13 protein-coding genes are annotated in these 12492 nt (G+C 71.4%); all 13 read right to left on the bottom strand.

Features of this window, described 5'->3' with window-relative positions; translation table 11 throughout:
• Positions 1-45: 45 nt before the first annotated feature.
• The gene (locus tag NUH29_RS01360) at positions 46-948 is read right to left on the bottom strand and encodes an ABC transporter permease (RefSeq protein WP_258797067.1); all 903 of its coding nucleotides are present in this window, start codon (positions 946-948) and stop codon (positions 46-48) included.
• A gap of 4 nt (positions 949-952) precedes the next feature.
• Positions 953-1975 (bottom strand): aliphatic sulfonate ABC transporter substrate-binding protein, encoded by a 1023-nt coding sequence (locus tag NUH29_RS01355; RefSeq protein WP_258797066.1) that lies wholly within the window; start codon positions 1973-1975, stop codon positions 953-955.
• Positions 1976-2022: 47 nt separating this feature from the next.
• Complete coding sequence (locus NUH29_RS01350) at positions 2023-2895, bottom strand: ABC transporter ATP-binding protein (RefSeq protein WP_258797065.1); 873 nt, start codon at positions 2893-2895, stop codon at positions 2023-2025.
• Between the two features lie 87 nt (positions 2896-2982).
• Positions 2983-3393, bottom strand: a complete 411-nt coding sequence (gene nusB, locus NUH29_RS01345; RefSeq protein WP_258797064.1) for a transcription antitermination factor NusB — start codon at positions 3391-3393, stop codon at positions 2983-2985.
• 2 nt (positions 3394-3395) lie between these two features.
• Positions 3396-3953: an elongation factor P gene (gene efp / locus NUH29_RS01340; RefSeq protein ID WP_258797063.1), complete on the bottom strand. Its 558-nt coding sequence runs from the start codon at positions 3951-3953 to the stop codon at positions 3396-3398.
• 92 nt (positions 3954-4045) lie between these two features.
• Entirely contained in the window at positions 4046-4492 is a 447-nt protein-coding gene (locus tag NUH29_RS01335; protein ID WP_258797062.1) for a type II 3-dehydroquinate dehydratase, read from the bottom strand.
• A 26-nt stretch (positions 4493-4518) separates the two neighbouring features.
• Entirely contained in the window at positions 4519-5604 is a 1086-nt protein-coding gene (aroB, locus tag NUH29_RS01330) for a 3-dehydroquinate synthase (protein ID WP_258797061.1), read from the bottom strand.
• Positions 5601-6113 (bottom strand): shikimate kinase, encoded by a 513-nt coding sequence (locus tag NUH29_RS01325; RefSeq protein WP_258797060.1) that lies wholly within the window; start codon positions 6111-6113, stop codon positions 5601-5603. Before NUH29_RS01325 ends, aroB begins: the two co-directional genes overlap by 4 nt.
• The gene (gene aroC, locus NUH29_RS01320) at positions 6110-7309 is read right to left on the bottom strand and encodes a chorismate synthase (RefSeq protein WP_258797059.1); all 1200 of its coding nucleotides are present in this window, start codon (positions 7307-7309) and stop codon (positions 6110-6112) included. The genes NUH29_RS01325 and aroC overlap by 4 nt, the downstream gene beginning before the upstream one ends.
• Positions 7310-7317: 8 nt before the next feature.
• Entirely contained in the window at positions 7318-8124 is an 807-nt protein-coding gene (locus NUH29_RS01315) for a shikimate dehydrogenase (RefSeq protein ID WP_258797058.1), read from the bottom strand.
• Between the two features lie 4 nt (positions 8125-8128).
• Positions 8129-9358: an endolytic transglycosylase MltG gene (mltG, locus tag NUH29_RS01310; protein WP_258797057.1), complete on the bottom strand. Its 1230-nt coding sequence runs from the start codon at positions 9356-9358 to the stop codon at positions 8129-8131.
• Positions 9342-9815: a Holliday junction resolvase RuvX gene (ruvX, locus tag NUH29_RS01305; protein WP_258797056.1), complete on the bottom strand. Its 474-nt coding sequence runs from the start codon at positions 9813-9815 to the stop codon at positions 9342-9344. The genes mltG and ruvX overlap by 17 nt, the downstream gene beginning before the upstream one ends.
• Positions 9815-12469 carry an alanine--tRNA ligase gene (alaS, locus tag NUH29_RS01300; protein ID WP_258797055.1) on the bottom strand — a complete coding sequence of 885 codons (2655 nt, stop codon included), beginning with the start codon at positions 12467-12469 and terminating at the stop codon, positions 9815-9817. The genes ruvX and alaS overlap by 1 nt, the downstream gene beginning before the upstream one ends.
• Positions 12470-12492: the final 23 nt, after the last annotated feature.

Genomic DNA, 12492 nt, shown 5'->3' with positions numbered 1-12492 from the left:
TGTCTGTTGGAGCCAGTGTAGCGGGTCCGAGGAGAAGGCCGGGGATCAGCCCCAGCGCTTGAGCAGCTGGCGCTCGAGCAGCCCTACGAGGGTGTCGGTGATCTTGCCGAGCACGGCGAGCACGATGATCGCGAGGAACAGCCGGTCGATGCGTCCGTTGTTCTGGGACTCGATCAGCAGGAAGCCGAGGCCCATCGTGGAGCCGAGCAGCTCCGCCGCCACCAGGAACAGCCACGCCTGGGCGAGCGCGAGTCGGAGGCCGGACACGATCGCGGGGATCACGGCGGGCAGCTGCACGGCGGACAGCAGCCGCAGTCCGTGGAATCCGTAGGCGCGACCCAGCTCGACCAGGTGCGGGTCGACGTGGCGCAGCGCACCCGCGACCGTCGTGTAGACCGGGAACACCGCGCCGATCGCGACGAGGGTCACCTTCGAGTCCTCGCCGAAGCCCAGGTAGAGCACGAGGAGCGGCACCCAGGCGAGCGACGGCACCGCGCGCGCCGCGCCGATCGTCGGGGACAGGAACGAGTCGGCCAGTCGCGACAGTCCGACGAGCGAGCCGAGGGCGAGCCCGACCACCGAGCCGATCAGGAAGCCGAGCAGCACCCGCTGCGTCGAGATGCCGATGTACTCCCAGAGCACACCGCGCTGCGCCAGGTCGACCGCCGCGAGCACGACGGACTCCGGCGTCGGGAGTTTGAAGACGGGCACCCATCCGAGGTGCGACGCCGCCCACCAGAGGGCGAGCAGCACGGCGGGCAGGATGGCGCCGAGCACCCAGCGCCACGGGGTGCCGCCCCGACGGCGGCGCTCGACCGCACTCGAGCCGTAGGCGCTCACGGCGACGAGCGCGGCGGCCTCCCCCGTGACGTGCGGGTCCGGCGTGGGACCCGCGGCACCGCCGCGGACCACGCTGTCACCCGTCAAGTACTCGGGAGAGGCCGCCATCGTGTCAGCTGACCTTGCTCGCGTCGGCCTTCTTCGCGAAGTCCGGGTAGAAGAGCGAATCGAGCGCCTGATCGGCGGCGTCCTGCGACGGGATGTCGCCGTTGGCCACCTGGATCGGCGCGACGACCTTCAGCACCTTGAGCTGCGCGTCACCCGGCACCGGGTCGAGGTCGATCGTGGTGCGCTCGAGCAGCACCTTGTCGGCGACCGCCTGGTCGATGCCGGCGGCCTCCGCGAGCAGCGCAGCCGTCTCGTCCGGGTTCTCGAGCGCCCAGGCGCGGGCCTTCTCGTAGGCGTCGACGACGACCTGCGCGACGTCGGCGTGGTTCGTGACGAAGTCCTCGGTCGCGTTGAGGAAGCCGTAGGTGTTGAAGTCGACGTTCCGGTAGAACAGCTCGATGCCGTCGTTGATCTCGTGGGCGGCCATCATCGGGTCGAGTCCCGACCAGGCGTCGACCGATCCGTTGACGAGCGCCGTGCCGCCGTCGGCGTGCTGGAGGTTCTGGATGTTGACGTCCTTCACGTCGACGCCCGCCTCATCCAGCGCCTGCAGCAGGAAGAAGTACGGGTCGGTGCCGACGGTGACGGCGACCGTCTTGCCCGTGAGGTCGGCGACCGAGGAGATGCCGCTGCCTGGGAGGGTGGCGAGAGCCGACCACTCGGGCTGCGTGTAGATGTCGATGGTCCGGATGGGCGAGCCGTTGGCGCGCGCGAGCAGCGCGGCGGATCCGGCCGTCGAGCCGACGTCGAGGGCGCCGGCGCGCAGGCCCTCGTTCGCCTTGTTCGAGCCGAGCGACTGGGTCCAGTTCACCGTCACGCCGTCCAGCGTCGACTCGAGCCAGCCCTGGTCCTTGATGATGAGGCTCAGCGGGTTGTAGGTCGCGAAGTCGATGTTGAGCGTCGACGTGCTCCAGCCGGTGTCGGCGTCGCCGTCGGGGGCGGGGGTCGCGTTCTCGCCGGCGCAGCCGCTGAGGGCGAGCGTGGCCGCGACGACCGCGGCGGCGGCGGCCAGGATGGTCTTCTTCATGCTGTGGATGTCCTTGCTGTGCGGGTGGTGCGGATACGGGGGTGCGATCAGGCGTCGGGGCCGGCGGGCTCGGCGAGCCGCTTGGCACGCTGGGCCTTGATCGCCTTGGTGATGTAGTCCTCGGGGTGGTGCGTCTCGACGCCGAGCAGGGAGAGCAGCTCGGTGCGGAGGATGGCGAGCTGCGCGTCGCCGCGGTCGCGCGGGCGCTTCTTGCCGACCTCGAGCACGCGGCGGATCGTCGCGCCCGGGATGCCGGGCTCGCCGCCGAGCAGCACGATCCGGTCGGCGAGCTGGAGCGCCTCGTCGACATCGTGGGTGACGAGGATGATCGTCGCCGGCTCGGCCGCGTGCACCTCGAGCAGCAGGTCCTGCATCGTGAGCCGGGTGAGGGCGTCGAGAGCGCCGAACGGCTCGTCGAGCAGCAGCACGCCGGGGTTGCGCGCGAGAGCGCGTGCGAGGGATGCGCGCTGCGCCATGCCGCCGGAGATCTGCCGCGGACGGAGGCCGGTGGCGTGGCCGAGCTGCACGAGCCGCAGGAGCTCGCCGACGCGCGCGCGCCCCGCCTGCCGCGCGGTCCCCCGGGGGAGCCCGAGCTCGACGTTGCGCTCGATCGAGCGCCAGGGCAGCAGTCGCGGCTCCTGGAAGGCGACCGCGGACCGTTGGTCGACCGGGGCGACGGGGGTGCCGCCGATCGTCACCTCGCCGCCGTCGGCGCGGTCGAGGCCCGAGACCAGGCGCAGCAGCGTCGACTTGCCGCACCCCGACGGCCCGAGCAGGGCGACGATCTCGCCGGGGCGGATGTCGAGGTCGATGTCGCGCAGCACGACCCGCTCGCCGCCGTCGGGCGCCGGGAAGCGCCGCTGCACGCCGGAGATCCGCACGGGCAGTGCGGGCGCGGCGGAGACGTCGACGAGGGTCACGCGCTCGACCGTAGGGAACGGCCCGCGACGCTCGCAAAACGGGCCGTCACGAAGTGAAACATGACGCCATCCGGCGTCACGTGCGCGTCAGCGGTCGCGCGCGATGGCGGAGAGCACGCCGTTGACGAAGCCGCCGGAGTCGTCGGTGCTCAGCTCGCCCGCGAGCTGCACCGCCTCCGAGATGGCCACGCCGTCGGGGACCTCGTCGTTGAAGAGGATCTCCCAGGCCGCCGCGCGGATGATGGCGCGGTCGAGCACCGGCATCCGATCCAGCGTCCAGCCGTGCGCGTGCGCGGAGATCGCCACGTCGAGCTCGTCGAGGTGCGCGTCGACGCCCTCCACGATCTCGCGCGCGTAGCTCCACGACGCCTGCCGCGCGGGCTCGCCGTCGGCACGCCTCTGCTCCTCGACGAGGGCGTCCGCGAGCGGCCGCTCGCGCAGGTCGGCGCCGTAGAGGACGTCGACGGCCCGCTTGCGGGCCTTGGTACGGGCGCTCACCGTCAGACGCGGCCGAGGTAGTCACCCGAGCGGGTGTCGACCTTGACCTTCGTGCCCGTCTCGAGGAAGAGCGGAACCTGGATCTCGTAGCCGGTCTCCAGGGTCGCGGGCTTGGTGCCGGCGCTCGAGCGGTCGCCCTGCAGCCCGGGCTCGGTGTAGGTGACCTCGAGCACGACCGAGGTGGGCAGCTCGACGTAGAGCGCCTCGCCCTCGTGGAGCGCGATCTGCACCTCCTGGTTCTCGAGCATGAAGTTGGCTGCGTCGCCGACGGAGGCCGCCGGGATGGTGATCTGGTCGTAGTCCGTGGTGTCCATGAACACGAAGCCGTCGCCGTCGCGATACAGGTACTGGAAGTCCCGGCGGTCGACCGTCGCGAAGTCGATCTTCGTGCCGGCGTTGAAGGTGCGGTCGACGACCTTGCCGCTCATCACGTTCTTGAGCTTGGTGCGCACGAACGCGCCGCCCTTGCCGGGCTTCACGTGCTGGAACTCCACCACGTTCCAGAGCTGTCCGTCGATGTTGAGGACGGAGCCGTTCTTGATGTCGTTCGTCGTGGCCATGCTGCTTCGATGTTCCGTTTCGGTGGGGAGATGCGGGCGGATGCGCCCGTACGAGTGTAGCCAGGCCTTCGGCTAGGCGCCTCCGGCTCCGTTCAGCCCGCGGAGAGGCGGCGGCGCACGGCCTCCAGTGCGAGCAGGTAGGAGTCGAACCCGAGACCGGCGATCACCCCCGTGGCGACACCCGAGACGACGCTCGTGTGGCGGAACGCCTCGCGGGCGTGGGGGTTCGAGATGTGCACCTCGACGAGGGGCAGGCCGGCTTTCGTGACGAGCGCGGCGGCGTCGCGGAGCGCATAGCTGTAGTGGGTGAAGGCTGCGGGGTTGAGGATGACGGGCGCCTCCGCGTCGACCGCCTCGTGCAGCCAGTGCACGAGCTCCGCCTCGTCGTCCGTCTGCCGGAGGTCGATCTCGACGCCCTCGCCGGCCTCCTCGGACAGCAGCACGCGCAGGGCCGAGAGGTCCTGGTCGCCGTAGACGTCCGGTTCGCGGCTCCCGAGCCTGCCCAGATTCGGTCCGTTGAGCACCATCACGCGCGACATGCCCCGAGCCTATCGAGCGGCGGCGATCAGCTCGCGATCTCCTGATACGCGGAGAACAGCAGCGACTCGTCCGGCCCCTGCAGCACGGTCGGGCGAGCGATGTCGTCGAGCACGATGAAGCGCATGAGCGCACCGCGGGCCTTCTTGTCGCGCCGCATCGAGGCGAGCAGCGTCGGCCAGCGGCCTGCCGGATAGCTGGTGGGGAGGTCGAGCGAGTCCAGGATGCGGCGGTGCCGGTCGACGGCGTCGTCCGAGAGGTGCCGAGTCAGGCGGGACAGCTCGGCGGCGAACATCATGCCGATCGCGATGGCGGCCCCGTGCCGCCACTGGTAGCGCTCGGCGTGCTCGATCGCGTGGCCGAGCGTGTGGCCGTAGTTGAGGATCTCGCGCAGGCCCTGCTCGGTGAAGTCCTCCCCCACGACCCGTGCCTTCATCGCGATCGCCAGCTCCACCGCGCGCCGGAACTCGGGGGTCGTCGGGTCCGTGGCGCGCTGCGCGTCCGCCTCGACGAGCTCCAGGATCCCGGGCTCGGCGATGAAACCGGCCTTCACGACCTCGGCGTAACCCGCCAGGATCTCGTTGCGCGAGAGCCCCTCGAGCAGCTCCAGGTCGCAGACGACGGCGCGGGGCGCCCAGAACGCGCCGACCAGGTTCTTGCCCTCGGCGGTGTTGATGCCGGTCTTGCCGCCGACGGCCGCGTCGACCATGCCGAGCACGGTGGTGGGGATCTGCACCACGGCCACACCGCGCAGCCAGGTCGCCGCGACGAAGCCGGCGAGGTCGGTCGTGGCGCCCCCGCCCAGCCCGATGATGGCGTCGCTGCGTGTGAAGTCGGTCTGGCCGAGGATCTGCCAGCAGAACGCGGCGACCTCGACGCGCTTGGCGCCCTCGGCATCCGGGATCTCGGCGAGCAGCACCTGGTAGCGCTCGGAGAGCTGCTCGCGCAACCGCTCGGCGCGCTCGGCCAGCGGGGGCGCGTGCACGATGAGCACCTTCTCGGCGCGCGGGGGGAGGCGGTCGGCCACGGCGTCGAGGATGCCGCGTCCGACGAGCACCTCGTAGTCCCTCATGCCGTCGGTGCCGTGCACCGGGATGACCGTCGTGTCGCTCATCGGTTCTCGAGTCCGTTCCGTTGGATCCAGGTGACCACGTCCTGGGCGATGCGGTCGTACGGCAGGCGCGAGGTGTCGAAGGTCACCGCGGCGAGTTCCTCGTAGATCGGACGCCGCGCATCGTAGATGCGCTCCCAGTCGCCGACCCCGCCCCGCACCAGCGGGCGCTTGCCGTCGCCGAGGCGGGAGGCGACGGCCTCCGCGCTGACGTGCAGGTAGACGACCGGCAACCCCGCGAGAGCGCGGCGGCTGGCGGCGTCGAGCACGGCACCACCGCCGAGCGAGACGACGCCCGTGCCGTGGAGCGCCTCTGCGACGACGTCGCGCTCGAGCGCGCGGAAGTGCGGCTCCCCGTGGGTGTCGAAGATCTCGGCGATCGGACCGTGTGCGGCGACGATCACCTTGTCGGTGTCGGTGAACGGCGCGCCGAGGGCGCGCGCGACCCGCTTGCCCACGCGGGTCTTCCCGGCGCCCATGGGGCCGATCAGGACGGCGAGCGGGCCGCTCATGCCGTCGTCGTGCCGGTGCGCAGCGCATCCGGGACGGCCGCGAGGTAGGCCTCGAGGTTGCGCCGCGTCTCCCCCACCGAGTCGCCGCCGAACTTCTCGAGCACGGCGTTCGCGAGCACGAGGGCGACCATCGCCTCGGCGACCACCCCGGCGGCCGGTACGGCGCAGACATCGGAGCGCTGGTGGTGCGCCGCCGCCGCCTCCCCCGTGGCGACGTCGACGGTGCGCAGCGCGTGCGGCACCGTCGCGATCGGCTTCATGCCGGCGCGGACCCGCAGCACGGTGCCGGTCGACATGCCGCCCTCGGTTCCGCCCGCCTTGTCCGACTCGCGGTGGATGAGGCCGTCCTGGAAGACCATCTCGTCGTGCGCGGCGGAACCGGGTCGACGGGTGGTCTCGAAGCCGTCGCCGACCTCGACCCCCTTGATGGCCTGGATGCCCATGAGGGCCGCCGCGAGCTGCGCGTCGAGCCGGCGGTCCCAGTGCACGTAGCTCCCGAGCCCCGGGGGCACGCCGTAGGCGAGCACCTCGACGACGCCGCCCAGGGTGTCTCCCTCGTCGTGGGCGCGATCGATCCGCGCGACCATCGCCTCCGAGGTGGCCGCGTCGAAGCAGCGCAACGGGTCGGCGTCGAGCGCGTCGACGTCGTCGGGGGTCGGAAGCGGTGCGCCGTCGGGCACCCGCACCGTCTCGATGGAGAGGGTGTGCGCGACCAGGCGGATGCCGAGCTCGCCGAGGAACGCCCGCGCCACGGCGCCGAGCGCGACCCGCGCGGCCGTCTCGCGCGCGCTCGCCCGCTCGAGCACGTTGCGCGCCTCCGGGAAGTCGTACTTCTGCATACCGACCAGGTCGGCGTGGCCCGGACGCGGTCGCGTGAGCGCGGCGCCGCGGCCCTTGGGCAGCGTCTCGGGGTCGACGGGCGTGGCCGACATGACGTCGACCCACCGGGGCCATTCGGTGTTGCCGATGCGGAGCGCGACGGGGCTGCCGATCGTGCGTCCGAAGCGGATGCCGCCCGAGATGGTCAGCTCGTCCTGCTCGAACTTCATGCGCGCGCCGCGGCCGTAGCCGAGCTTGCGACGTTGCAGATCGGCCTGGATCTGCTCCGGGAGGATCGGCACGTCGGCGGGCATCCCCTCGAGGATGGCCACCAGTTCGGGTCCGTGCGACTCACCGGCCGTCAACCAACGCAGCATGGTTCCGATCATTCCACAGCGGCGCGCATGGCCCGGATGACGGCGTCCTCGTCGGGGAGCGGCGACGACGGGTCGCCGGACACGAAGATCCGCACCTGGTGCACCGCCTGGTGCAGCAGCATCTCGAGCCCGTGCACGACGCGGCCGCCGGCCGCGTGCCAGGCGCCGGCGAGCGGGGTCGGCCACGGGGCGTAGGCCACGTCGAGCAGCGTCTGCGCGGGATGCAGCGCCGGCACCTCGACCGGGAACTCGGCGTGCGGCGGAATCGTGCTGACCACGGCGTCGCTCTCGGCGAGCACGGCATCCGCCTCGTGGCCGAGCGACACGACGCGGCAGTCGTCGAATGTCCCCGAGGCGAGCACCTTGGCGACGTCCCGCACCGCGACGGTCACCTCGGCGCCCAGCCGGCGCAGAGCGACGGCGGCGCTCTCGGCCGTCGATCCCCCGCCGAGCACGGTGCCGCGTGTCGCGGCCGCGAGCCCGGCATCCGCGAACGCCTGGACGATGCCGTGCACATCGGTGTTGAAGGCGCGCACCGGCGCACCCGCCTCCAGCAGGATGGTGTTGCCCTGCCGGGTGCGACGGGCGACCTCGTCGACGTCGGGGACCAGTTCGGCGACCCGGCGCTTCAACGGCATCGTCAGCGACAGGCCGCGCCATTCGGGGCCGAGCCCCGCCAGGAACCCGGCGAGTCCGGCGTCGTCGACGTCGACGCGGTCATACGACCACTCGAGCCCGAGCACCCGGTAGGCGGCGAGGTGCAGTTGCGGCGACCGCGAGTGCGCGATGGGCGATCCCAGGACGGCGAGCCGCACCGGGTCAGCCACAGTAGGCGGCGTTCTCGTCGCTTGCGTTGCACCAGTCGTAGAGCTGCTGAGCGGCCTTGTCGTGCTCGGCGAGGGTATTCGAGAACACTGTCTCACCGGTCTTGAGGTTGATCGGCACGAAGTAGAGCCACGAACCGTCCGCCGGGTGCAGCGCCGCATCGATGGCGTCCGCACCCGGGAGCCCGATCGGTCCGACCGGGAGGCCCGGGTTCGCGTAGGTGTTGTAGAGGTTCGAGGCGTCGGCCCGTTCCTCCTTCGTCGTCCACACGGTGTGGGTGTTGCCCGTCCCGTAGGCGACCGTCGCATCCGACTGCAGGTTCATCCCGCGGTCGAGGCGGTTCTGGAACACGCGCGCGATCTTCGCCATGTCGGCGACGTTCGGGCCCGACTCTCGCTGCACGATCGACGCGAGGGTGAGCACCGTGAAACGGCTCTCCGCGGGCACGCCGGCCTCGTCGAGCTTCTGGATCATCGTGTCGACGAGCGTCTTGATCGCGTCATGGGGCGTGACACCCGGATCGAAAGTGTAGGTCGCCGGGAACAGCCAACCCTCGATGTTCGGTGCGTTCGCGGGGATGCCGAACTGCGTGAAATCGGCGGCCTCCGCCTGCAGGTCCGCGATCGCCAGTCCCGTCGCCGAGGCGACGAGCTCGAGCGCGCTCTCGGCGCTCACGCCCTCCGGGATCGTCACCTGGTTCACGATCTTGTTCGCGGGATCCTGGAGCGCCGCGATCGCCGAGGCGGCGCTCATCTCCTTCTGCAGGCGGTAGTTGCCGGGCTCGAAGGTGATGCTGTCGTCGGCGAGGAGCAGCTGGTACACGGCGTCGAAAGTCATCGTGACCCCGGCCTGCTCGAGCTTCGTGGCGACATCGGAGCCGATGTCACCCGACTCGATCACGATCGTCACCTCCTCGCCGTTGCCCGCGCCCTCGTAGTCGATCGGCGGCGCGATCCCGAGGAGGTCCTGGATCTTCTCGCTGTAGTTGCTCCAGACGTACACGCCGCCCGCCGTCACCAGCCCGAGGATCACGACGACCGCGATGATCCAACCCCACGGCCCGCGGCCGCGACGGCGACGACGGCCGCCCGTGCTCTCCCGCGCGGCACGGCGCGAGGCCGGCGCAGCCGGACCCTCCGCGTCGGAGGCGGTTTCCTGCGTCGTCGTCGGCGCGGTACCCGGGCCGAAGATGTCGTCCCAGCTCGGTTCAGAGGCCAATGTCATGGTCTTTCGTGCGGGGGACGACGGACCCGGGGGGACGGTCCGACATCCGCTCGGAGTCGAGGGCGTTCTGCAGGATGATAACAGCGGCGACCTGGTCGACGACGGAGCGCGAGCCCTTCGCGCGCCGACCGCCGGCCTGGAGTTGCCTGTGAGCCGTCACGGTGCTGAGCCGCTCGTCGACCAGGCGCACGGGCAGCTCGGATGCGGCGGCGAGCTCGGCGGCGAGCTCGCGCGCGTCGGTGGTGGACGGGGTGTCCGCGCCGCTCAGCGAGAGCGGCAGCCCCACCACCAACTCGACTGCGGCGAGCTCGGCCGCGTGGGCGAGCACCCCCGCCACGGTCCGCTCGTCGCGCGGCAGGGTCTCGATCGGCGTCGCCAGCAGGCCGTCCGGATCGCAGCGGGCGACGCCGACGCGGGCCTTGCCGACGTCGACGCCGATCCGGACCCCGCGCCGCATCAGCCGCCGAGCGCCCCGCGCACCGCGGAGAGCGCGGCCGGGAGCGCGGCCGCGTCGGTGCCGCCGCCCTGCGCCATGTCGTCCTTGCCGCCGCCGCCGCCGCCGAGGGTCGCGGCCGCCTGCTTGGCGAGCGGACCGGCCGTGACCCCGGCCTCCCGGGCCGCGGCCGTCGTCGCGACGATCACCGAGGGCTTGTCGGCCACGCGCGCCGCGAGGACCACGACCGCCGCCTCGGATTGCAGCCGTTCCCGCACCGAGGTCACGAGGCTGCGGAGCTCGTCGACGGACTGCAGCTCGCCCAGGTCCTCGATGACGGCGAGCACCGGGCCGACGCGCGAGGTCTTCGCCGCCAGCTCCGGGACGCGCCCGGCGAGCCGGCTCGCCTCGAACGCGGCGATCTTCTTTTCCGCGGCCTTCAGCTGGGCGACCAGGTCGGTGATGCGACCGGGCAGCTGCTCGCGCGGCGTCTTCAGGCTCGCGGTGAGCTGGTTGACGATCGCGCGCTCGGCGGCGAGGTCGCGGAACGCGTCGAGGCCGACGAGCGCCTCCACGCGCCGGTTCGCCGAGCCGACGCTCGACTCCGAGACCAGGTTCACCAGGCCGACCTCCGCCGAACTGCGCACATGGGTTCCCGCGCACAGCTCACGCGACCACGGTCCGCCGATGTCGACCATCCGCACCGTGTCGCCGTACTTCTCGCCGAACAGGGCCATAGCCCCTGCCTTGCGCGCCTCGTCGAGCGGCAGGATGCGCGTCACGACCTCGAGGTTGTCGCGCACCGCGTTGTTGGCGATCTCCTCGATCTCGGCGCGGGTGTCGGTGCTGAGGGCCTGATTCCAGGAGAAGTCGAGCCGCATGTAGCCCGCCTTGTTGAACGAGCCGGCCTGGTGCGCCTCCTGGCCGAGGGTCTGCCGCAGGGCCGCGTGGATGAGGTGCGTCGCCGAGTGCGCCTGGGCCGCCGAGTGACGGTTCTCCCGGTCGACGACGCTCGTGGCCGCATCCCCGACGCCGATCTCGCCGGACCGCACCCGCGCGGTGTGGCTCACGAGCCCCTTCACGGGACGCTGCACGTCGAGCACCTCGAGGTCGAAGCCGTCGCCGACGATCGCGCCCTTGTCGGCCGCCTGGCCACCGGACTCCGCGTAGAGCGCGGTCTCGGCGAGGATCACCTCGACCGTCTGGCCTGCGCGCGCCGAGGTCACGGGCGAGCCGTCGACGATGAGCCCGAGCACCTTCGAGTCGGTCTGCAGGTAGTCGTAACCCGTGAAGACCGTCTCGCCCTGGGCGCGGAAGTCCGAGTACACGGAGAGGTCGGCGAGGCCGGCCTTCTTGGCCTTCGCGTCCGCCTTCGCGCGCGAGCGCTGCTCGGTCATCAAGCGGTCGAACGCCCCGCGGTCGACCGACAGCCCCGCCTCCTCGGCGATCTCGAGGGTGAGGTCGATCGGGAAGCCGAAGGTGTCGTGCAGCAGGAACGCGGTGTCGCCCGAGAGCGACGAGTCGCCGGCCTTCTTCGTGTCGTCGAGCGCCACGTCGAGGATCGTCGTGCCCGACGACAGGGTGCGCAGGAAGATCTCCTCCTCGCCGAGCGCGAGGCGCGAGGTGCGGTGGTACTCCTCCTCGACATCCGGGTAGGCGTCGCGCATCGCGAGCCGGGACGCGTCGAAGAGCTCCGCGAAGCTCGGGGCGTCCACCCCGAGCAGGCGCATCGCGCGGACGACACGGCGCATCAACCGGCGCAGGATGTAGCCGCGCCCCTCGTTCGACGGCGCCACGCCGTCGGTCATGAGCATGAGGCTCGAGCGCACGTGGTCGGCGATGACGCGCATCCGCACGTCGTCGTCGTGGTCGGCGCCGTACCGGCGCCCCGAGAGCTCCGCCGCCACGTCGAGCACCGGACGCACCTGGTCGATCTCGTACATGTTGTCGACGCCCTGCTTGAGGAACGCGACGCGCTCCATGCCCATGCCGGTGTCGATGTTCTTGCGCGGCAGCTCGCCGACGATGTCGAAGTCGACCTTCGAGCGCACGTTCGTGATCAGGTACTGCATGAACACGAGGTTCCAGATCTCGAGGTAGCGGCTGTCGTCGGCGGCGGGGCCGCCCTCCGGGCCGTACGCCGGGCCGCGGTCGAAGTAGATCTCGGAGCACGGACCCGCAGGCCCCGGCTGGCCGGTCGACCAGTAGTTGTCCTCCTTGCCGAAGCGCTGGATGCGCGACTCGGGCACCCCGATCGCCTTCCAGTACCCGAGCGCCTCGTCGTCGTCCTCGTAGACCGTGACCCACAGATCGCGCTCCGCGAAGCCCAGCCCGCCATCCGACTCCGGGCTCGTCAGCAGCTCCCAGGCGTAGGCGATCGCCTGCTCCTTGAAGTAGTCGCCGAAGCTGAAGTTGCCGTTCATCTGGAAGAACGTGCCGTGGCGGGTGGTCTTGCCCACCTCCTCGATGTCGAGGGTGCGGATGCACTTCTGCACGCTCGTGGCGCGCGGGAACGGCGCGGGCACGACGCCCGTGAAGTACGGGATGAACGGCACCATCCCGGCGACGGTGAACAGCAGCGCCGGGTCGTCGGTGACGAGCGATGCCGACGGCACCACGGTATGTCCGCGGTCGCCGAAGAAGCTCAGCCAGCGACGTTGGATCTCAGCGGTCTGCACAGGTACTCCGTAAGGCTGTCCCA

The organism is Protaetiibacter mangrovi (assembly GCF_024752305.1).
In the GTDB taxonomy this organism is placed as follows: domain Bacteria; phylum Actinomycetota; class Actinomycetes; order Actinomycetales; family Microbacteriaceae; genus Homoserinibacter; species Homoserinibacter mangrovi.
This window is presented reverse-complemented; position numbering and strand designations above follow the sequence as displayed.